The following is a 20,339-nucleotide window of genomic DNA, read 5'->3' on the forward strand; positions in this document are numbered from 1 at the left end:
AGACTGCCCCGGTGAAGATCGAATCCGTCGCCACCGAGCGGCTCCTGCTCCATCCGATGACCGTTGCCGAGGCCGAGCGCGTCGTCGCCCGGGAACCCGGGGCCGGGGAGCTGTGGGAAGAGGGGTATCCCGGCGACGGGGACGTCCGCTCGGCCACCGGGTTTCTGCGGGGGGTCGCCGAGCGCGGTGACCCGGGGGTGTTCCGGGTGTACGGGATACGGCTCGCGGAGACCGGGGTCACCGTCGGGGGGATCGGGTTCCACGGGCCGCCCGACGAGATCGGGGTCGCCACCGTGGGGTACGGGCTCGTGCCTGCCGCGCGCGGCAAGGGGTACGCCTCCGAGGCGCTTCGGGCGCTCCTCGAGATCGCCCGGCGGGCCGGTATCTCCGGCGTGAAGGGCGACGCCGACCTGGACAATCCGGCGTCCCATCGGGTGATGGAGGCCGCCGGGATGCCGTGCGTGGCGGAGGACGAGCAGCTCCGGCACTTCTACGTGGGGTTCTAGGCGGGGTCTTCCCAGGTGTGACGGGCCGTCCGCGCTAGCGTCGGGTTCCATGCCGGAACCCCGTCCCCGCGTCTGGTACGCCGCCTACGGCTCCAACATGCATGCCGACCGCCTCGGTTGCTATCTCGCCGGCGGCCGGCCGGCCGGGGGCGCGCGGGAGTTTCCCGGGTGCCGGGACCCGCGGGGCCCCGACCGGTCCGTGGCCGTCGAGCTGGCCGGGCAGGTGTACTTCGCGACCGAGTCGGTCGTGTGGACCGGCGGCCGGGCGTTCTACGACCCGGACGCGGACGGCACCGCGTGGGGTGTCGCGCACCTGCTGACCGCCGGTCAGTTCTCCGACATCGCCGCGCAGGAGATGTACCGGGAGCCCGGCGCCGACCTCGATCTGACCGAGGTCCTCGCCACCGGCCGCTGCGCGCTCGGTCCCGGACGGTACGAGACCCTCGTCTGCCCGGGACGCATCGACGGCTTCCCCGTGCTCACCCTCACCGCGCCCTGGCCGATGCCGCCGGCGGACGGGCTCAGCCCGCCCTCCGCGGCCTATCTGCGGCATCTTGCGGCGGGGCTCCACGAGGCCGGGGCGTGGCGGCCCGCCGAGGTGGCCGACTATCTCGCCTCCCGGCCCGGCGCGGCGGGGCACTGGACGCCGGAGGACGTGGCCGCCGTCAGCGCTCCGAGAGCTCCGACGGCGCCTCCTGGACCATCCAGCCGTTCCCGTCCGGGTCGTCGAAGGTCATGAAGGCGTTCCACGTGCCGCCCTTGCCGGCCTCCCAGCCCTTCTCGCCCACGTGCTGGATCTCCGAGACCTCCACCCCGCGCCCGACGAACTCCGCCCGGGCCGCCTCGATGTCCGTCACGCAGAACTGCAGGCCCTGGAGGGTGCCCGGGGCCATCTCCTTCGTGCCCGGCATCGGCGGCATCCCGCTCAGCAGCGCGAGCGAACAGCGCGAGCCCGGCGGTGTCAGCTGGACGATGCGCACGCCCGGGGCCACCGCGTCGTCCAGGTCGACGGTGAAGCCGCACTTCCCGGCGTAGAACTCCTTCGCCCGGTCCAGGTCGGTGACGGGGACCGGGACGACTTCCAGTGTCCAGTTCACGGGGGCTCTCCTCAGAAACGCCAGCGGGTCTGTCCGAACGGGTCGCCCTTGGTGAAGCCGAAGGCCGTGCGAGGCGCGACCGCGAACACCAGGGCCGTACCACCGTCCCCCCGGAACGCCCCGTCGCGCACCTCGAAACGCCAGTCCTCGCCGTACTTCTCCACCCATGCCCCGGCGAGCGCCGCCAGCCGGTCCTCGTCCGTCACCCGCGCCGCCTCGCCCTCGACCACGAGGTCGAAGCCCTCACCGAGCGCGGGCGTGCCCGTCGTCAGGACCACCGAGGTGTTGCCCTCCAGATTGCGGGCCTTGCGCTCGTCCGGGCCCGTGCAGAAGTGGAGCGCGCCCTCCGACCAGACGGCGATCAGTGGCGTCACATGGGGGCGGCCGTCGGGGCGTACGGTCGTCAGCCAGAAGACCTCGGCCGCCGCGAGCCGCTCCTCGGCCTCGGACCAGGGGACCGGGCCCGCCTTGTCGTCGCTGTACCGGGGGTCGAGTACCGTCTGTGGGCTCTGCGGGTTCATCGCCGGTCCCTTCGTCGTCTGCTCCGCTGCGTGCGCGTTCACAGCGTTCACAGGTGACGACCGGACCGGCCCCCGAAACTCATCGGCCCGCCGAAACTCAGCGGCCCCCGAGACTCAGCGCGAGCCGCGGCTCAGCCGTCCGCCGCGGCTCACTCCGCCGCCGCCGTCGCGACTCCCCGCCCGGCCGGCACGCCACGCTCCGCCGGCGTCCAGTGCAGACGGCCGTCCAGGCCGATCGCCGCCACCCCGTCCGTCCCCGCGTCCGGCGCCCCCGCGAACAGGAACTTCTCCAGCTTCCACGCCGGCCCCGCCGCCCCCGTCCTGCCGTGCGGTGCCGTCGCCAGGAAACCGGTCCGGGACCGGACCGCCAGGAGCCCGTCGCCGCCGCTCACCGGGCCGAAGCCCGCCACTCCGCCGGGCAGCTCCGTGAACGGGGACACCGGGCCGGCGCCCGAGAAGTCGGCGCTGCGCAGATCGCCGGAGGCCGGCTTGCGGAACCAGAGCCGTACGCCGTCGCCGTTCGGCGCCGGGGTCGCGCTCAGGGCCAGGGTCGTCGGCGGGAGCGCGGTCAGCGCCGGACCCGTGAGGGGCCCGCCGGGCACGTGCTGCGCCCAGACGAGAACGGTCTGCGCGGTGCTCGCGAAGACGTACCCCCGGCCCTTCCCGTCCGTCGCCGCGACCGGGTCGCCGACCACCTCCACGCCGCCGAGCACCCGCCACGGCCCCCAGACCCCGTCCGTACGCTGCTCGCGGGCCGTCAGACGGCGCAGGCTGTCGCGCAGGACCAGGGTCGCGCGGCCGTCGGCGCCCACGGTCACGGCGGGCGCGCTGATGTCCGAGGTGCCGGCCGCGTCGTTCCGCTCGGGCGTGCCGAGCGAGCGCCACGGGCCGAAAGCGGCGCCGGGCGCCGTCTGCTCGGTGGTCACGACCTCGCGGCGGTAGCCGGCCGGGCCGCCCGCGAGGAGCGTCCGGGTGCCGTAGACCGCGATGCGGCCGTCGGGCAGCGACACCGACGTGACCCCGCTGTCCATGCCTCCGCCGGGCAGCAGCGTCGGGCCGCGCCACGCGCCGCCGTCGGCCGGCTTCCGCCAGGCCGCGAGCTGTCCGTCGAGGACGGAGAAGGCGTGCAGCCCGCCGGCCCGGTCCGGCTGCACCCAGGAGGTGGAGGTGCCCCGGGCGTACCGTACGGTCGCGGTCCAGCCGCGTCCGGCGGGACGCGCGGCCACCTTCAGGTCGCCGCAGCCGGCGGGCGTCCCGCAGTCGTTGACGCCGTCCAGCCAGGCGTAGGTCTTCAGGGTCTTCAGCTTGGCGCCCGCCGTCTCGGGGTCGAGCGTGTGCGGCAGGACGCTGGTGGGGTAGCCGAGGTAGTTCTGCACGCCGATGCGCGGGCGTCCGGGCAGCTCCGCGTACCGGGCGAGCGCGGCCTGGGTGAACCTCGCGCCGTACAGGTGGTCCTGGTGGTCGCGGATCTTCCCGGTCTTCGGGTCGGTGCCGGGGCTCGGGTCCTGCATCCGGACGAAGGTCGGCCGGAACCGGTCGAGCAGCCCGGCGATCGTCGCCACGACCTCGTCCTTCGTGTACCTGAAGTCGGCGGCGACCGGGGTGCCCGAGGAGCGCTGCGACTCCAGCGTGTCGATCAGTCCGTGCCAGAGGCCGTTCAGGCTGTGCGGGCGGTAGTGGTTGGTCGACCCCGCCTCGCGTATCTGCAGCCACACCAGTGTGACCTTCGGGTCGGCGCGCAGCGTGTCCAGCTCGGCCAGCCCGCCGCCGGCCGTGGGGATCGCCACCCGGTCCCAGGGGCTGGTCCGGCTGCCCGTCGCCATCTCGGAGTACGCGGCACGTATGCCGTTCTGCCGGGCCTCGGCGTAGCCCGCCTTGTCGGCCTTGGCGGCGGCGGCGTCGCGGGGGCGCGCGTTGACGCCGTCGGACTCACCGGCCGTCAGATAGACCGCGGCCAGCGGGGTGCCCGAGCGGATGGTCTGGGATATGTCCGGGTTCATGAAGAACAGGTCGTCGTCCGGGTGCGCCACGATCTGCATGACCGAGGCGGCGGAGTTCGCCCTGGGCGCGCCGGACGCCGGGGAGTACGGGGTCCGTCCGGGCTCCCCGGGCGGCGCGGCCGGGTCCCGGGAGTCCCGGTCCTGGGAGTCCGGGCCGTCGGCCATGGGGACCGGCGAGGGGGCCGTGGCCCGGGGCGTGGCCGGGGCCCGGGTCGCGGGCACCGTCACGTCCGGCGTCGCCGACTGCGCCGCGGCCGTCTTCGGCGCACCGGTCACCGACAGGAGTCCGGCGAAGGTGCCGCCCACCAGGACGGCCGTGACCGCGGTGGAGACGACTCCGCGGCGGGACAGGGAGAGACGACGGGGGCGTACGGGCATGGTCGGCGGCGCGCTTTCAACAGGTCGGGCGGGTGGATCGGTCCCCGTGCTCGCGCACGGGTGCGGTCCCGCGCTGGCGTACGGGGTCGCGTCAGGGGTCGCCTGATCGGGCTCGGGCAGGCGGGGTGGTCCCGCACATGCGTTCGGGTCCGCGTCAGGGTCGCTTCGGCGGGTTCGGGCAGGCGGGAGTGGTCCGCCCCCAGCAAGACGGACTTTCAAGGAATACGGTTCATCGGCCTCGAAAAGCCATCGATGTGCGGGACATCACGTGTGATCCGCTGCGAACCGAAGGCCTGAACGCCCCCGTCTCCCGCTCCGGATAGGCTCGATCCGCCCGGGTTCCGACCCCGGGGTGAGCCCTGGGGTCGACCCCGGGGCGGACCTGCTCGGAGGGAGCGGCGGAATGACGGTGCCGGGACGCAGGAGCAGCACGTTCTCACGTCTGCTGCGGCACGGATTCACCGACCCGTCGGGGGCCGAGCGGCTCCTGGACGTGCCCGAGCTGTCCACGCTGCGCGGCGACTCCGTCCTCCTCGACGCCCTCGGCGCGACCGCCGACCCCGACCTCGCCCTGCGTGGTCTCGTCCGTCTCGTCGAGGCGCAGCCCGAGACCGAGCGGCAGACCTTCACGACCACCCTGCTCGCGGCCAAGCCGTTCCGGGACCGGCTCCTCGGGGTGCTCGGCGCCTCCGAGGCGCTCGCCGACCACCTGGCCCGGCACCCGCGCGACTGGGAGTCCCTCGTCACGTACGAGGCCACCGACCTGCACCCGGGGGTCGCCGAGTTCGAGCACGGTCTCGCCGAGGCCGTCGACGCGGTCTCGCTGCGGGTCGCCTACCGCAGGTGCCTGATGGCCATAGCGGCCCGTGACGTGTGCGGCACCATCGACGTCGCCGAGACCGCCGCCGAGCTCGCCGACCTGGCGACGGCGACCCTGCGCGCCGCCCTCGCCATCGCCCGCACCGCCGCGCCCGCCGACGCCGCCATGTGCCGGCTCGCCGTGATCGCCATGGGCAAGTGCGGCGGCCACGAGCTCAACTACGTCTCCGACGTGGACGTGATCTTCGTGGGGGAGCCCACGGAGGGCGCCGACGAGGGCAAGGCGATGCAGGCCGCGACCCGGCTCGCCTCGCACCTCATGCGGATCTGCTCGGAGACCACCGTCGAGGGCACGATCTGGCCGGTCGACGCCAATCTGCGCCCCGAGGGCCGCAACGGCCCCCTCGTCCGTACGCTCTCCTCCCACCTCGCGTACTACCAGCGCTGGGCCAAGACCTGGGAGTTCCAGGCGCTGCTCAAGGCGCGCGCGGTGGCCGGGGACCCGGAGCTCGGCGCCCAGTACATCGACGCCGTCTCCCCGCTCGTGTGGCAGGCCGCCGAGCGCGAGAACTTCGTCCCCGACGTGCAGAAGATGCGGCGCCGGGTCGTCGACAACATCCCCGCCGCCCAGGTCGACCGCGAGCTCAAGCTCGGCCCCGGCGGCCTCCGCGACGTCGAGTTCGCCGTCCAGCTCCTCCAGCTCGTGCACGGCCGCAGCGACGCCGGACTGCACAGCGGCACCACCCTCGACGCGCTCGCCGCCCTCGCCGCCGGCGGCTACGTCGGCCGGGCCGACGCCGCCCAGCTCGACGAGGCCTACCGCTTCCTGCGGGCCATGGAGCACCGCATCCAGCTGTACCGGCTGCGCCGCACCCACCTCGTCCCCGAGGACGAGGCCGACCTGCGGCGCCTCGGCCGTTCGCTCGGACTGCGCACCGATCCGGTCGCCGAGCTGAACAAGACGTGGAAGCGGCACGCGGCCGTCGTCCGCCGCCTCCACGAGAAGATCTTCTACCGGCCGCTCCTCGACGCCGTCGCCCAGCTCGCCCCCGGCGAGATCCGGCTCAGCCCGAAGGCCGCGGGACAGCGGCTCGAAGCACTGGGGTACGAGGACCCCGCCGCCGCCCTGCGCCACCTGGAGGCCCTCGCCTCCGGGGTCAGCCGCAAGGCCGCGATCCAGCGGACGCTGCTCCCGGTGCTGCTCGGCTGGTTCGCGGACTCGGCCGACCCGGACGCCGGCCTGCTCGGCTTCCGCAAGGTCTCCGACGCCCTCGGCAAGACCCCCTGGTACCTGCGGCTGCTCCGCGACGAGGGCGCCGCCGCCGAGAACCTCGCCCGGGTCCTCTCCGCCGGACGCCTCGCCCCCGACCTGCTGCTGCGTGCCCCCGAGGCGGTGGCGCTGCTCGGCGACCCGGAGGGCCTCAGGCCGCGCGGCCGGGACCACCTGGAGCAGGAGGTCCTGGCGGCGGTGGGCCGCGCGTCCGACGCCGAGCAGGCCGTCGCGGCGGCCCGCGGGGTGCGCCGCAGGGAACTGTTCCGGACCGCCGCGGCCGATCTCATCCGCTCGTACGGCACCGAGGACAGCCCCCGCGAGCCCGACCCGGGCGCCCTGGTCGACCAGGTGGGGGAGGCCGTCACCGACCTCAACGCGGCGACGATCGCGGGCGCCCTGCGGGCCGCCGTCCGCGCCGAGTGGGGCGACGAACTGCCCACCCGGTTCGCCGTCATCGGCATGGGCCGCTTCGGTGGTCACGAGCTGGGGTACGGCTCCGACGCCGACGTCCTGTTCGTGCACGAGCCGCGCGAGGGCGTCGACGAGCAGGACGCGGCCAAGGCCGCGAACAAGGTGGTCGCCGAGATGCGCCGACTGCTCCAGCTCCCCACCGCCGACCCGCCGTTGCTGATCGACGCGGACCTCAGACCGGAGGGCAAGAGCGGCCCCCTGGTCCGCACCCTGAAGTCGTACGCCGCCTACTACCACCGCTGGTCCCTCGTCTGGGAGAGCCAGGCGCTGCTGCGCGCCGAACCCATCGCGGGCGACCGCGAGTTGGGTGACCGGTTCATCGAACTCGTCGACCCGCTGCGCTATCCGGCCGAGGGCCTCGGCGAGGACGCCGTCCGCGAGATCCGCCGCCTCAAGGCCCGGATGGAGTCCGAGCGGCTGCCGCGCGGCGCCGACCCGACCCTCCACGCCAAGCTGGGGCGCGGTGGCCTGAGCGACGTCGAGTGGACGGTCCAGCTGCTCCAGATGAGGCACGGCTGGGTGGAACCGGGGCTGCGGACGACCCGTACCCGCGAGGCGCTCGGGGCGGCCCACGCGGCCGGCCTCCTCCCGACGGAGGAGGCGCAGACCCTGGACGAGGCCTGGGTCCTCGCCACCCGCGTCCGCAACGCGGTGATGCTGGTCCGCGGCCGGCCCGGCGACACCTTCCCCTCGGACCCGCGCGAACTCGCGGCGGTCGGACGGTACTTGGGGTACGAGTCCGGCCACGTCGGCGAGATGGTCGACGACTACCGGCGGATCACGCGGCGGGCCAGGGCGGTCGTCGAGGAGCTGTTCTACGGGGCGTAGGTCCGACGGGGGGCTGTTCTACGGGGCGTAGGTCCGCCGAGGAGCTGTTCTACGGGGCGTACGCCCCACGGGGGTCCGTGCGGGTCACCGACCCGTCCGGCATGCCCCGGATGTGGGTCAGATAGCCGGCCAGGGCCAGTTCGAAGGCGGTGTCGGTGCGGCCGCCCTCGGGGAAGGCGGCGAGTGCCCGTGCGAGGCGCGGAGTCGCCGTGTCGTCGGCCAGCTCCCACATCGCCTCCGGGGCCGCCATGTCGAGGGCCGAGCCGAGGACCAGGTTCTCCAGGGCGATGATCACCGGCATCACGTCCGGCAGGGCGAAGCCCGCGTCGAGGAGGAGGGCGACCGCCTTCTCGTACTGCTCAAGGACCCTGGGTGCGCGCACGGGTGAGCCGGTGAGCAGCGGGATCGCCTTCGGGTGGGCGGCGAAGGCGGCCCGGTAGGAGCGTGCCCAGGCGGCGACGGCCGCGTCCCACGGCTGTCCGTCGAGGGTGCCGCCGTCGATGGCGGCACAGACCCGCTCCCGCAGGAGCTCCACGATGCCGTCCCGGCCGTCCACATGGTGGTACACCGAGGCCGTCTGTACGCCGAGTCGCCGGGCGATCTGGGGGACGCTGAAGTCGCCCTGCTCGTCGACGAGTTCGAGCGCCGTGGTGGTGATGCGCACCCGGTCGAGCAGGGGCTTGTGCGGCCGGCCCATTCACGTTCTCCCGCTGTTCAGCTCTTCCCGAATCGTTGGACACGAGGCTACATTGCGCCAACCGAAAGCCTTTAGGTTTACGAGAAGGGCTTCTCCCGCATGTCCTCCAGCACCTCCGGCGAGCCGCCCGGCCTGCGCACCGGAACCCTCAGCACCGCCGACATCTCCTTCTTCGTCGTCTCCGCCGCCGCACCGCTGACCGTGATGGCCGGCGTCGCCCCCATCGCCCTCGTCCTCGGCGGCATCGGCGCCCCGGCCGGCTACCTCCTCGCCGGCATCACCCTCACGATCTTCGCCGTCGGCTTCACCACCATGAGCCGCCACGTCCGCAGCGGCGGCGCCTTCTACGCGTACATCGCCCAGGGGCTCGGCACACCGCTCGGCATCGCCGCCGCCCTCGTCGCCATGGTCGGCTACAACGGCATGGAGATCGGCGTCTACGGACTCCTCGGCTCCGCCACCGCCGACACCGCCGGCGCCCTGTGGGGCGTCGACCTGCCCTGGCTCCCGATCGCCCTCGGCGGCCTGCTGCTCATCTGGTACGGCGGCCACCGCTCCATCGACTTCGGCGCCAAGGTCCTCGGCGTCCTGCTCGTCGCCGAGACCGGCATACTCGTCCTCCTCGCCGGCGGCGTGCTGCTCAAGGGCGGCGCGGACGGGCTCTCCCTCGCCTCCTTCGCCCCCGGCAACGTCCTCGTCCCCGGCACGGCCGCCGTCCTGGCCTTCGCCTTCTCGGCCTTCACCGGCTTCGAGTCCACCGTGATCTACCGCCGCGAGGCCCGCGACCCGGCCCGCACCATCCCCCGCGCCACGTACATCGCGGTCGGCTTCCTCGGCCTGTTCTACGCCTTCGTCGTGTGGACCGTGATCCAGGCCTTCGGCGACGACAAGGTCGTCGCGGCCGCCGCCGGCGACACCGGCGGACTCTTCTTCGCCGCCATCACCACCTACGTCGGCTCCTGGGCCGCCGACCTGATGCACGTGTTCATCGTGACCAGCATCATCGCCTCGCTGCTCGCCTTCCACAACGCGATCAACCGCTACGCCCTCGCCCTCGCCGAGGAGGGCGTCCTGCCCGCCGCCCTCGGCCGGATCCACCCCCGCCACCGCTCCCCGTACGTCGCCGGCATCGCCCAGACCGTGCTCGGCGCGGCTGTCGTCCTCGGCTTCGCGGCCGCCGGCGCCGACCCGTACACCCAGCTGCTGCTCTGGGTGAACACCCCGGGGATGCTCGGGCTCATGGCGCTGATGCTGCTCGCCGCCCTCGCCGTCGTCCGCTACTTCCGGCGCGTCCCGCACCAGGAGGGCGCCCTGCGCACCCTCGTCGCCCCCGTCACCGCGGCCGCCCTGCTGGCCGTGGCGATCTGGCTGGTCGCCTCCAAGGTCGCGCTCTTCACCGGCGCGTCCCCGACGGTCAACGCGGTCCTCGTCGCCGTCGTCCCCGCCGTCCTCGTCCTCGGGCTCCTCCTCGCGTACCGGCTGCGCCGCACGCGCCCCGAGGTCTACGCCCGATTCGCCGAAGAACCGCCCACCGAGCAGCCCGCCGAGCCGCACCCCGACCCGCACGCCGAGCAGCCCACCGAAGGAGCCGACGCCTCGTGTCCGCAGCCCCCGACCTCCTCCTCGTCGACGCCCGCCTCCGTACCCCCGAACCGAGCGGCCACACCACTGTCGCCGTCCGCGACGGACTGATCACCGCCCTCGGCGACGCCGCCGACGCCCGTGCCTGGCGCGGCCCCGGCACCGAGGTCGTCGACCTGGCCGGCGCCACCCTCACCCCCGGCCTCACCGACGCCCACAGCCACCCCGTCTGGGGCCTGGAGATGTTCACCGGCACCGATCTGTCCGGCGTCACCGACCTCGAAGGACTGCGGGCCGCCCTCCGCGACGCCGAGCGCCGCGACGGCTGGATCATCGGCTTCGGCCTCGACCACAACGTCTTCGGCGGCCGCCCCGTCCACCGCGACCTGATCGAGGACGTCCTCGGCGGCGCCCCCGCGTACCTCCGCCTCTACGACGGACACTCGGTCCTGGCCAGTGCGGCCGCCCTCAAGGCCGCCGGCATCGACGGGCCCCGCGCCTTCGCCCAGCTCTCCGAGATCGTCTGCGGAGCCGACGGACGCCCCACCGGCCATCTGGTCGAGCACGCCGCCATGGACCTGATGACCCCGTTCCTGCCCGCCCAGCCGTACGCCGAGCGCCGCGACCGGCTCGTCGACCTGCTCACCGGCATGGCCGCCACCGGACTCACCTCCGCCCACGTCATGGACCTCGGCGGACCCGACGTACCCGGCCTCCTGACCGCCCTGGAGGAGGACGGCGAGCTGCCGCTCCGCCTCCGCCTCGCGCCCTGGTGCATGCCGGGCGTCGGCGAAGAGGAGCTGGACGAGTTCGTACGGCTCCAGGGGCGGGCCGGGCGCATGTGGACGATCGGCGGCGTGAAGTTCTTCATGGACGGCACCGTCGAGGGCGGCACCGCCTGGCTGGAACACGCCGACTGCCACGGCCGGGGCACCGACGCCTTCTGGCCCGACCCGGCCGCGTACACGGCCGCCGTACGCCATCTCCACCGTGCCGGGGTCGGCACCGCCACCCACGCCATCGGCGACGCCGCCGTACGGCACGTCCTCGACACCGTGGAAGGCCTCGGCGGATTCGGTACGGGCGGTCCCCGCCATCGCATCGAGCACATCGAGACGGTCCCGGACGACCAGCTCGGCCGCTTCGCCGCGCTCGGCGTCGTCGCCTCGATGCAGCCCCCGCACACCGCGTACACCCGCGCCGACCACACCGACGAGTGGTCCAGGCGGCTCGGGGAGGAGCGGGCGGCCCGCGCCTGGCGCTGCCGCGACCTGCGGGACGCCGGGGCGCACCTCGCGCTCGGCTCGGACTGGCCCATCGCCCACTACGACGCCCGGCAGGTCCTCGCCACCGCGCAGGCCCCGCGCGGTGCGGCCTCGGCCCGGCACGGGCTCACGGGCCTGATGGCCCTGGAGGGGATGACCACGCACGCGGCGGTCGCGGCGGGGGAGGAGCGGATCGCGGGGCGGATCGCCGTGGGGCACCGGGCCGACCTCACCGCCTTCGCGGTGGACCCGGTGGAGGCCCCGGCGGACGAGACGGAGAACGCCCCGATCCGCCTCGCCGTCGCCGGCGGCCGGATCACCTACCGGAACTGACCGAGCGCTCCGTATCGGCCTTCTCGGCGACGTCCTCCGCGGTGGCCACCTCGGCCACGTCCTTCGCGGTGGCCATCTCGGTGGCGGTGGCCATCTCGGTCGCAGTGGCCGCCTCGGTCGCGGAGACCGCGGCGGTCCTCTCGTCCTCGCGGTCCGTCTCCCCCTCCGGGAGCGGGCCGCTCCGCGGCACCGCGCCCGCCATCGGCTCGACCAGCTTGGGCAGGCGGTGCGGGCGGGAGCCGTACCAGAAGTAGGAGACGGCGAAGCCGAAGGCGAGGCAGATCATGCCGCCGACCGCGTCCAGCCAGAAGTGGTTGGCGGTGGCGACGATGACGACGAGGGTCGCCATCGGGTACAGCAGGCCCAGGATCTTCGCCCAGGGCGCCTTGGCCAGGAGGAAGATCGTCAGGCCGCACCAGAGGGACCAGCCGATGTGCATCGACGGCATCGCCGCGTACTGGTTCGACACGTGCTTGAGGTTGCCCGAGGCCATTGAGCCCCAGGTGTGGTGGACGAGCACCGTGTCGACGAAGCTCTCGCTGGTCATGAGCCGCGGGGGCGCGAGCGGGTACAGGTAGTAACCGACCAGGGCCACACCGGTGGTGGCGAACAGGACGGTGCGGAACGCCCCGTAACGGCCCGGGTGCCATCGGTACAGCCACACGAGCACACCGATGGTCACGATGAAGTGCAGCGTCGCGTAGTAGTAGTTCATCGACACGATCAGCCATGTCACCGAGTTCACGGCATGGTTGACGGCGTGCTCGAAGGCGAGGCCGAGGGACTGCTCGACCTCCCAGATCCAGTCGGCGTTCTTGAAGGCCTGGGCCTTCTGCTCCGGCACCGCGTTGCGGATGAGCGAGTACGTCCAGTAGCTCACCGCGATCAGCGCGATCTCGAACCAGATCGTGGGGCGCCGCGGCGCGCGCGCACGGAAGCGCGCGTACCTGCCGTCGGCCACGGTGGGTGACGACGGGGTCGTCCGGTTGTCCAAACTCTTCACGGTCGTTTCACCCATAGGGAGAGAGTCTGCCAGATCCCTTCCCCCCGACCGATCATCCCTCCGACGGGTTCGGGGCGCACCCGGTCCACCTCAGGAAGGAGGTCGTACGGAGGGGTGCCGTAGGGGGCCGGGTAGGTGTCAGGTACGGACGGAGGGCGGGGCCGAGGCCGTCGACCCGCGGACGACCAGCTCGGGCATGAAGACGAACTCGGAGTGCGGGGCGGGAGTGCCCCCGACCTCTTCGAGCAGTGCGCGGACCGCCGCCTGCCCCATCGCCTGCACGGGCTGCCGAATGGTGGTCAGCGGCGGATCGGTGAACGCTATGAGGGGAGAGTCGTCGAAGCCGACGACGGAGACGTCCCTGGGGACGTCGAGCCCCTGCTGCCGTGCGGCCCGGATCGCGCCGAGCGCCATCATGTCGCTCGCGCAGACCACCGCCGTACAGCCGCGGGAGATCAGCGCCCCGGCCGCGGCCTGGCCGCCCTCCAGGGTGTAGAGGGAGTGCTGGATCAGCGCCTCGGACTCCTCGGAGCCGAGGCCGAGCCGCTCCTGCATGCCCTGCTGGAAGCCCTCTATCTTGCGGAGCACCGGCACGAACCGCTTCGGTCCGACGGCGAGCCCGATCCTGGTGTGCCCGAGCGCGGCCAGGTGCGTCACCGCGAGCCGCATCGCGGCCCGGTCGTCGGGGGAGACGAAGGGCGCCTGCACCTTGGGGGAGAAGCCGTTGAGGAGGACGTACGGGACACCCTTGCCGCGGAGCTGGTCGTAGCGCGTCATGTCGGCGGTGGTGTCGGCGTGCAGTCCGGAGACGAAGATGATGCCGGCGACGCCCCGCTCCACCAGCATGTCGGTGAGCTCGTCCTCGGTGGACCCGCCGGGGGTCTGGGTGGCGAGGACCGGGGTGTACCCCTGCCGGGTCAGGGCCTGCCCGATGACCTGCGCGAGCGCGGGGAAGATCGGGTTGTCCAGTTCGGGGGTGATGAGGCCGACGAGGCCCGCGCTGCGCTGGCGCAGTCGTACGGGCCGCTCGTAGCCGAGCACGTCGAGCGCGGCAAGGACGGATTCGCGGGTGGCCCCGGCCACACCGGGTTTGCCGTTGAGCACGCGGCTGACTGTGGCCTCACTGACCCCCGCCTGGGCTGCGATGTCGGAGAGCCGCGCGGTCATGGGGATGGACTGTACCGGTCACGGGGCGTATTGCCCACCGCATGGGTGAGGTACGAGTGGTGCAAGCCACCCCGCAAGCTCTTGCAGAACTTGCGGGGCGCGCGTGGTGTGTCAGGGGCGTGCGCGCGGGGTCGTACGGCGCCCGGGGGCGTGTGTCAGCTGCTGTCAAGCGATTCAACGGCAACCTTAGGGACACGCGGATGTAACGATCCCCGGTCCTTGCAGAAAGTTCTCGCAAGGTCTTTCGGCTCGTTTTCATCCCTGTTACGTTCCTGGCAACCCGGAGCGCCGCGAGGGAGCGGTCGCATGAGGAAGGTTCCAGCCCCTCGTCCCCCCGGGATCAGTTGAAGGAGTTCACATGCGGCGTGGCATAGCGGCCACCGCGCTGGTCGCGGCCCTGGGCGTGACCCTGGCGGCGTGCGGGAGTGACAGCGGTTCGGGCGGCGGCGGCTCGAAGGGCTCGGGCGAGCTCTCCGGCACCGTGACCTGGTGGGACACCTCCACGGTCGGCTCCGAGGACAAGGTCTTCAAGAAGGTCGCCGAGGACTTCAAGAAGAAGCACCCGAAGGTCACCGTCAAGTACGTGAACGTGCCGTTCGGTGAGGCGCAGAACAAGTTCAAGAACGCCGCGCAGTCCGGCTCCGGCGCCCCCGACGTCATCCGCTCCGAGGTCGCCTGGACCCCGGAGTTCGCGGACCTCGGCTACCTGGCCCCGCTGGACGGCACCACCGCCCTCAAGAACCAGGACGACTTCCTGGAGCAGGCCGCGGCCTCCACCAAGTACGACGGCAAGACCTACGCCGTCCCGCAGGTCATCGACTCCATGGGCATCTTCTACAACAAGAAGATCTTCAAGGAGGCCGGCGTCGAGGTCCCCAAGACCATCGACGAGCTCAAGACCGTCTCCGCCAAGATCAAGAAGAAGACCGGCAACCCCGGTCTCTACCTGCGCGGCGACGACGCCTACTGGTTCCTCTCCTTCCTCTACGGCGAGGGCGGCGACCTCGTCGACGCCGACAAGAAGCAGATCACCGTCGACAACCCGGCCGGTGTGAAGGGCTTCAAGGTCGTCAAGGACCTGGTGGACTCCGGTGCCGCCAAGACCGACGCCACCGACGGCTGGAACAACATGCAGACCGCCTTCAAGGAAGGCAAGGTCGCGATGATGATCAACGGCCCGTGGGCCGTCGCCGACACCTACGCCGGCAAGGAGTTCACCGACAAGGCGAACCTGGGCATCGCCCCGGTCCCCGCCGGTTCGGCCGGCCAGGGCGCCCCGCAGGGCGGTCACAACCTCGCCGTCTACGCGGGCTCCAAGAACCTCGACGCGTCCTACGCCTTCGCCGAGTACATGACCTCGGCCGAGACCCAGGCGACGGTCGCCAAGGAGCTCAGCCTGCTCCCGACCCGTGAGTCCGTCTACATCAAGCCGGACGTCGCGACCAACGAGATGATCGGCTTCTTCAAGCCGGTCGTCGACAAGGCCGTCGAGCGCCCCTGGATCCCGGAGACCGGCAGCCTCTTCGCGCCGCTCGTCACCGAGTACACCAAGGTCCTCACCGGCCAGACCACCCCGGACAAGGGAGCGAAGGCGACGGGCGACGCCTACCGCAAGCTCCTGAAGGACTGGAAGTAACAGGAAGGCAGGCCGGCTGATGGCTGTGGACACCCCCAGCCAGTCGGTGGTGAAGGCCGCGGGCGACAGTGTCGCCCGCGGCCGGAGCCGCGGAACTGGCAAGCGCAGGAGCGTCAGGAAGCGCTCCCTCGCCACCCACTGGTACGCCTGGGCGATGATCGCCCCGGTGACGATCGTGATCGCGGTGATCATCGGCTATCCGCTGGTCCGCGGCATCTACCTGTCGCTGACCGACGCCAATGAGCGGAACGTCGCGCGGTCGATCGGCGTCAACGAGATCCCGGCCACCTACGAGTTCGTCGGCCTGGACAACTACGCCGACGCGCTCACCGGCGGCCAGTTCCTCTCCACCCTGGGCTGGACGCTGCTGTGGACGGTCGCCTGCGTCTCGGTCACCTTCGCGCTCGGCCTCACCCTCGCCAACGTCCTCAACCGCAAGATCGCCGGCCGCTCCTTCTACCGGCTGCTGCTGATCCTGCCCTGGGCCGTGCCCGGCTTCGTCTCCGTCTTCGCCTGGCGCTTCCTCTACAACCAGGACAACGGTCTCCTCAACAAGATCCTCGCGGGCGGCGGCATCGACGCCGTCCCGTGGCTGAACGACCCCACCTGGGCCAAGTTCTCGGTCATCCTCGTCAACGTCTGGCTCGGCGTGCCCTTCATGATGGTCGCCCTCCTCGGCGGGCTCCAGTCCATCCCCGGTGAGCTGTACGAGGCCGCCGAGATGGACGGCGCCAACGCCTGGCAGCGCTTCCGGCACATCACCATGCCCGGCCTGAGCTCGGTGTCGACGACGGTGGTCCTGCTCTCCACCATCTGGACCTTCAACATGTTCCCGGTGATCTTCCTGCTCACCCGGGGCGGACCCGGCGAGGCCACCCAGATCCTCGTCACCCAGGCGTACAAGTTCTCCTTCGAGGTCAGTCCGCGCGACTTCGCCCAGTCCTCCACCTGGGGCGTGCTCATCCTGGTCCTCCTGATGCTCTTCGCCGCGGTCTACCGGCGAGTCCTCCGCAAGCAGGGAGAAGTCTGGTGACGACCACGACCCCCACCCCCCAGGCCGTCGCCAACACGCCGATCCGCGGCCGCCGTTCGCCGCTCGCCTCGGTCGCCCTCCACGTCACCCTGATCGTGGCGTCCGTGATCGCCGTCTTCCCCGTGCTGTGGGTCCTGCTGACCTCGCTCAAGCCGGCCAAGTACGCGATCACCACGGACTTCTTCAAGGAGACGACGCTCGAGAACTACACGAACCTGCTGAACGACACCCCGTTCCTCACCTGGTTCGCCAACTCGCTGCTCGTCGCCGGTCTCACCACCGTCATCGGCGTCTTCATCTCCGCCACCACGGGCTACGCCGTCAGCCGCTTCCGCTTCCCCGGCAAGCGCGGCCTGATGTGGACGCTGCTCATCACCCAGATGTTCCCGGTCGCCGTCCTGATCGTGCCGATCTACAACATCATGGCGTCGATGGGCCTGCTCAACCAGCCGGTCGGCCTGGTCATCACGTACCTGACGATCGCCGTCCCGTTCTGCGCGTGGATGATGAAGGGCTTCTTCGACACCATCCCGCGCGAGATCGACGAGTCCGGCTACGTCGACGGCCTCACGCCCTTCGGCACCTTCTGGCGGCTGATCCTGCCGCTCGCCAAGCCGGGCATCGCGGTCACCGCGTTCTACTCCTTCATCACCGCCTGGGGCGAGGTCGCCTACGCCTCCGCCTTCATGGTCGGCGACGAGAACCTCACGCTCGCCGGCGGACTCCAGAAGTTCGTCAACCAGTACGGCGCCCAGTGGGGCCCGATGGCCGCGGCCTCCGTGCTCATCGCCATCCCCGCGGCCCTGGTGTTCCTCTTCGCCCAGCGCCACCTCGTCACCGGCATGTCCGCCGGTGCCGTCAAGGGCTGACGGCCCTGAGCCCGCCCTCTGTACGCACCTCTGTACGCACCTCCTTACCTCCCAGGGAAGACATGACCCAGCATCTCGCCACCCCGGCCGACGCCCCGACCACCGGCACGCACACGGGCTGGTGGAGAGACGCGGTGATCTACCAGGTCTACCCGCGCAGCTTCGCCGACGGCAACGGCGACGGCATGGGCGACCTGGAGGGCATCCGCAGCCGGCTGCCGTACCTCAAGGAACTCGGCGTCGACGCCGTCTGGCTCTCCCCCTTCTACGCCTCGCCGCAGGCCGACGCCGGATACGACGTCGCCGACTACCGGGCCATCGACCCCATGTTCGGCTCGCTCCTCGACGCCGACGCCGTGATCCGCGACGCCCACGCCCTGGGCCTGCGCATCATCGTCGACCTGGTCCCCAACCACTCCTCCGACCAGCACGAGTGGTTCCAGCGCGCGCTGCGCGAGGGCCCCGGGTCGGTCCTGCGCGAGCGCTACCACTTCCGCCCCGGCAAGGGGAAGAACGGCGAACTCCCGCCCAACGACTGGGAGTCCATCTTCGGTGGCCCCGCCTGGACCCGTACGGAGAACCCGGACGGCACCCCCGGCGACTGGTACCTCCACCTCTTCGCCCCGGAGCAGCCCGACTTCAACTGGGAACACCCCGCCGTACGCGACGAGTTCCGCTCCATCCTGCGCTTCTGGCTCGACATGGGCGTCGACGGCTTCCGCGTCGACGTCGCCCACGGCCTCGTCAAGGCCGAGGGCCTGCCCGACCTCGGCGCCCACGACCAGCTGAAGCTGCTCGGCAACGACGTCATGCCCTTCTTCGACCAGGACGGCGTCCACGAGATCTACCGCACCTGGCGGAAGGTCCTCTCCGAGTACGACGGCGAGCGCGTCCTCGTCGCCGAGGCCTGGACCCCGACCGTCGCGCGCACCGCCAACTACGTGCGCCCCGACGAGATGCACCAGGCCTTCAACTTCCAGTACCTGGGCACCCACTGGGACGCCGCCGAGCTGCGCCGCGTCATCGACGAGTCGCTGGAGGCGATGCGCCCGGTCGGCGCGCCCACCACCTGGGTGCTCTCCAACCACGACGTCACCCGGCACGCCACCCGCTTCGCCAACCCGGCGGGCCTCGGCACCCAGCTCCGCGAGGCCGGCGACCGCGAACTCGGCCTGCGCCGGGCCCGCGCCGCCACCCTGCTGATGCTGGCGCTGCCCGGCTCGGCGTACGTCTACCAGGGCGAGGAGCTCGGCCTGCCCGACGTCACCGACCTGCCCGACGAGGTCCGCCAGGACCCGTCGTTCTGGCGGGCGTCCGGCCAGGACGGCTTCCGCGACGGCTGCCGGGTCCCGATCCCGTGGACCGTCGAGGGCGGCTCGTACGGCTTCGGCGCCGGCGGCTCCTGGCTGCCGCAGCCCGCCACCTGGGGCGGTCTGAGCGTCGAGGCGCAGGCCGGCGACCCCGGCTCCACCCTGGAGCTGTACCGCAGCGCCCTCGCCGTGCGGCGGGCGCAGCCCGGACTCGGTGCGGGCGAGGCCGTCGAGTGGCTGGAGGCACCCGAGGGTGTGCTCTCCTTCCGCCGCGACGGCTTCGCCTGCATCGCCAACACCACCGGCCGGGCCATCTCCGTCCCGCTGCCCGGCCGGTTCCTTCTCTCCAACGAGGAGATCACGATCGTCGACGACGAGGCGGTCCTGCCTGCCGACTCGACCGCCTGGTGGGCGGTGTGACGATCCCCCTGCCGCGGGGCGCCGGGAACGGCGCCCCGCGGCTCGCGGACATCGCGGCCCAGTCCGGGGTCAGCGAGGCCACCGTCAGCCGGGTCCTCAACGGCAAGGCGGGGGTGGCCGGCGCGACCCGGCACAAGGTGCTCGCGGCGCTCGACGTGCTCGGCTACGAGCGTCCCGTACGCCTGAAACGCCGCAGCGCGGGACTCGTCGGGCTCGTCGTGCCCGAGCTGACCAACCCGATCTTCCCGGCGTTCGCCCAGGTCGTCGAGCAGGTCCTCGCCGGGCACGGCTACACCCCGGTGCTCTGCACCCAGATGCCCGGCGGCGCCACCGAGGACGAGCTCGTCGAGCAGCTCGTGGAGCGCGGGGTGGCCGGCATCGTCTTCCTCTCCGGGCTGCACGCGGACGCCTCCGCCGACCCGGCCCGCTACGCCCGGCTGACCGCCCGTGGCGTGCCGTACGTCCTCATCAACGGCTACAACGAGCACATCGACGCCAACTTCGTCTCCCCGGACGACCGGGCCGCGGCCCGCATGGCCGTACGGCACCTGGTCGAGCTGGGGCACGAGCGCATCGGCCTCGCCATCGGCCCCACCCGCTACGTGCCCTCGCGCCGCAAGGCCGAGGGTTTCACCGCCGAGCTGTACGAGCTCCTCGGCGTCGAGCGCGCCGACGCGGAACGGTTCATCAGACCCACGCTCTTCGGTGTCGAGGGCGGGCACGCGGCCGCCGACATCCTGCTCCGCGAGGGCTGCACCGGCATCGTCTGCGGCTCCGACCTGATGGCGCTCGGCGTGATCCGCGCCGTCCGCGCCCGGGGCCTCGACGTGCCCGGGGACGTCTCCGTCGTCGGCTTCGACGACTCGCCGCTGATCGCCTTCACCAGCCCTCCGCTGTCCACCGTGCGCCAGCCCGTCCAGGCCATGGCGACGGCGGCCGTCGGCGCGCTCCTGGAGGAGATCGAGGGGAATCCGGTGCAGCGCACGGAGTTCGTGTTCCAGCCTGAGCTGGTGGTGCGCGGGTCGACGGCGCAGCCGCCCGCCCGCGCCGCGCTGCCGCAAGTCCTTGCGTAACAACTTGCGTTGCGGTGTCCGGAGGGTTGACCGGGCGTCGGGGCACTCGTACGGTCACG

16 protein-coding genes are annotated in these 20,339 nt (G+C 72.3%); 10 read left to right on the forward strand and 6 right to left on the reverse strand.

What is annotated here, in order from left to right; all coding sequences use genetic code 11:
* Positions 1-11 precede the first annotated feature (11 nt).
* Entirely contained in the window at positions 12-506 is a 495-nt protein-coding gene (locus N5875_RS27690; protein ID WP_318211372.1) for a GNAT family N-acetyltransferase, read from the forward strand.
* A 49-nt stretch (positions 507-555) separates the two neighbouring features.
* Positions 556-1,245: a histone deacetylase gene (locus tag N5875_RS27695; protein WP_318211371.1), complete on the forward strand. Its 690-nt coding sequence runs from the start codon at positions 556-558 to the stop codon at positions 1,243-1,245.
* Here the strand turns inward: N5875_RS27695 and N5875_RS27700 are convergent.
* From N5875_RS27700 to N5875_RS27710, 3 genes are all read right to left on the reverse strand, one after another.
* The gene (locus N5875_RS27700; protein ID WP_318211370.1) at positions 1,172-1,603 is read right to left on the reverse strand and encodes a VOC family protein; all 432 of its coding nucleotides are present in this window, start codon (positions 1,601-1,603) and stop codon (positions 1,172-1,174) included. The two genes, N5875_RS27695 and N5875_RS27700, sit on opposite strands and share 74 nt — an antisense overlap.
* Positions 1,604-1,614: 11 nt before the next feature.
* Entirely contained in the window at positions 1,615-2,124 is a 510-nt protein-coding gene (locus tag N5875_RS27705) for a pyridoxamine 5'-phosphate oxidase family protein (protein ID WP_338496855.1), read from the reverse strand.
* Between the two features lie 149 nt (positions 2,125-2,273).
* Positions 2,274-4,502 (reverse strand): PIG-L family deacetylase, encoded by a 2,229-nt coding sequence (locus tag N5875_RS27710; RefSeq protein WP_338496858.1) that lies wholly within the window; start codon positions 4,500-4,502, stop codon positions 2,274-2,276.
* A 403-nt stretch (positions 4,503-4,905) separates the two neighbouring features.
* On the opposite strand from N5875_RS27710, the gene N5875_RS27715 reads away from it, so the two are divergent.
* Positions 4,906-7,893 carry a bifunctional [glutamine synthetase] adenylyltransferase/[glutamine synthetase]-adenylyl-L-tyrosine phosphorylase gene (locus N5875_RS27715; RefSeq protein ID WP_318211367.1) on the forward strand — a complete coding sequence of 996 codons (2,988 nt, stop codon included), beginning with the start codon at positions 4,906-4,908 and terminating at the stop codon, positions 7,891-7,893.
* A 49-nt stretch (positions 7,894-7,942) separates the two neighbouring features.
* Here the strand turns inward: N5875_RS27715 and N5875_RS27720 are convergent, their stop codons facing one another.
* Positions 7,943-8,590, reverse strand: coding sequence for a TetR/AcrR family transcriptional regulator C-terminal domain-containing protein (locus N5875_RS27720; protein WP_318211366.1), 648 nt, complete (start codon positions 8,588-8,590; stop codon positions 7,943-7,945).
* Between the two features lie 99 nt (positions 8,591-8,689).
* Between N5875_RS27720 and N5875_RS27725 the strand changes: the two genes are divergently transcribed.
* Both N5875_RS27725 and N5875_RS27730 read left to right on the forward strand, forming a co-directional pair.
* Positions 8,690-10,282: an APC family permease gene (locus tag N5875_RS27725; protein ID WP_338496861.1), complete on the forward strand. Its 1,593-nt coding sequence runs from the start codon at positions 8,690-8,692 to the stop codon at positions 10,280-10,282.
* Positions 10,189-11,769 carry an amidohydrolase gene (locus N5875_RS27730; protein ID WP_338496862.1) on the forward strand — a complete coding sequence of 527 codons (1,581 nt, stop codon included), beginning with the start codon at positions 10,189-10,191 and terminating at the stop codon, positions 11,767-11,769. Before N5875_RS27725 ends, N5875_RS27730 begins: the two co-directional genes overlap by 94 nt.
* On the opposite strand, the gene N5875_RS27735 is transcribed toward N5875_RS27730, so the two are convergent.
* Together N5875_RS27735 and N5875_RS27740 are read right to left on the reverse strand one after the other, a co-directional pair.
* Entirely contained in the window at positions 11,753-12,787 is a 1,035-nt protein-coding gene (locus N5875_RS27735) for a phosphatase PAP2 family protein (RefSeq protein WP_338496864.1), read from the reverse strand. The genes N5875_RS27730 and N5875_RS27735 overlap by 17 nt on opposite strands.
* 123 nt (positions 12,788-12,910) lie before the next feature.
* Entirely contained in the window at positions 12,911-13,939 is a 1,029-nt protein-coding gene (locus N5875_RS27740; protein WP_318211362.1) for a LacI family DNA-binding transcriptional regulator, read from the reverse strand.
* Positions 13,940-14,297: 358 nt separating this feature from the next.
* Here N5875_RS27740 and N5875_RS27745 point away from each other — a divergent pair, with 358 nt between their 5' ends.
* The 5 genes from N5875_RS27745 (at position 14,298) to N5875_RS27765 (ending at position 20,280) form a co-directional block, all read left to right on the forward strand.
* Positions 14,298-15,575 carry an extracellular solute-binding protein gene (locus N5875_RS27745; protein ID WP_318211361.1) on the forward strand — a complete coding sequence of 426 codons (1,278 nt, stop codon included), beginning with the start codon at positions 14,298-14,300 and terminating at the stop codon, positions 15,573-15,575.
* A gap of 19 nt (positions 15,576-15,594) precedes the next feature.
* Positions 15,595-16,608, forward strand: a complete 1,014-nt coding sequence (locus N5875_RS27750) for a sugar ABC transporter permease (protein WP_073917450.1) — start codon at positions 15,595-15,597, stop codon at positions 16,606-16,608.
* Positions 16,605-17,477 (forward strand): carbohydrate ABC transporter permease, encoded by an 873-nt coding sequence (locus tag N5875_RS27755; RefSeq protein WP_338496868.1) that lies wholly within the window; start codon positions 16,605-16,607, stop codon positions 17,475-17,477. The genes N5875_RS27750 and N5875_RS27755 overlap by 4 nt, the downstream gene beginning before the upstream one ends.
* Before the next feature lie 62 nt (positions 17,478-17,539).
* Positions 17,540-19,207, forward strand: coding sequence for a glycoside hydrolase family 13 protein (locus tag N5875_RS27760; RefSeq protein WP_338496869.1), 1,668 nt, complete (start codon positions 17,540-17,542; stop codon positions 19,205-19,207).
* Positions 19,195-20,280, forward strand: coding sequence for a LacI family DNA-binding transcriptional regulator (locus N5875_RS27765; protein ID WP_338496871.1), 1,086 nt, complete (start codon positions 19,195-19,197; stop codon positions 20,278-20,280). Before N5875_RS27760 ends, N5875_RS27765 begins: the two co-directional genes overlap by 13 nt.
* The last annotated feature ends 59 nt before the right edge of the window (positions 20,281-20,339 follow it).

The organism is Streptomyces sp. SJL17-4, assembly GCF_036826855.1.
Lineage (GTDB): Bacteria > Actinomycetota > Actinomycetes > Streptomycetales > Streptomycetaceae > Streptomyces.

What these genes read in the sequence shown, in the direction of transcription:
- N5875_RS27695 (WP_318211371.1), top strand. Translation starts at nt 556, where the DNA reads ATGCCGGAACCCCGTCCCCGCGTCTGGTACGCCGCCTACGGCTCCAAC.
- N5875_RS27705 (WP_338496855.1), bottom strand. Translation starts at nt 2,124, where the DNA reads ATGAACCCGCAGAGCCCACAGACGGTACTCGACCCCCGGTACAGCGAC.
- N5875_RS27710 (WP_338496858.1), bottom strand. Translation starts at nt 4,502, where the DNA reads ATGCCCGTACGCCCCCGTCGTCTCTCCCTGTCCCGCCGCGGAGTCGTC.
- N5875_RS27715 (WP_318211367.1), top strand. Translation starts at nt 4,906, where the DNA reads ATGACGGTGCCGGGACGCAGGAGCAGCACGTTCTCACGTCTGCTGCGG.
- N5875_RS27720 (WP_318211366.1), bottom strand. Translation starts at nt 8,590, where the DNA reads ATGGGCCGGCCGCACAAGCCCCTGCTCGACCGGGTGCGCATCACCACC.
- N5875_RS27725 (WP_338496861.1), top strand. Translation starts at nt 8,690, where the DNA reads ATGTCCTCCAGCACCTCCGGCGAGCCGCCCGGCCTGCGCACCGGAACC.
- N5875_RS27735 (WP_338496864.1), bottom strand. Translation starts at nt 12,787, where the DNA reads ATGGGTGAAACGACCGTGAAGAGTTTGGACAACCGGACGACCCCGTCG.
- N5875_RS27740 (WP_318211362.1), bottom strand. Translation starts at nt 13,939, where the DNA reads ATGACCGCGCGGCTCTCCGACATCGCAGCCCAGGCGGGGGTCAGTGAG.
- N5875_RS27745 (WP_318211361.1), top strand. Translation starts at nt 14,298, where the DNA reads ATGCGGCGTGGCATAGCGGCCACCGCGCTGGTCGCGGCCCTGGGCGTG.
- N5875_RS27750 (WP_073917450.1), top strand. Translation starts at nt 15,595, where the DNA reads ATGGCTGTGGACACCCCCAGCCAGTCGGTGGTGAAGGCCGCGGGCGAC.
- N5875_RS27760 (WP_338496869.1), top strand. Translation starts at nt 17,540, where the DNA reads ATGACCCAGCATCTCGCCACCCCGGCCGACGCCCCGACCACCGGCACG.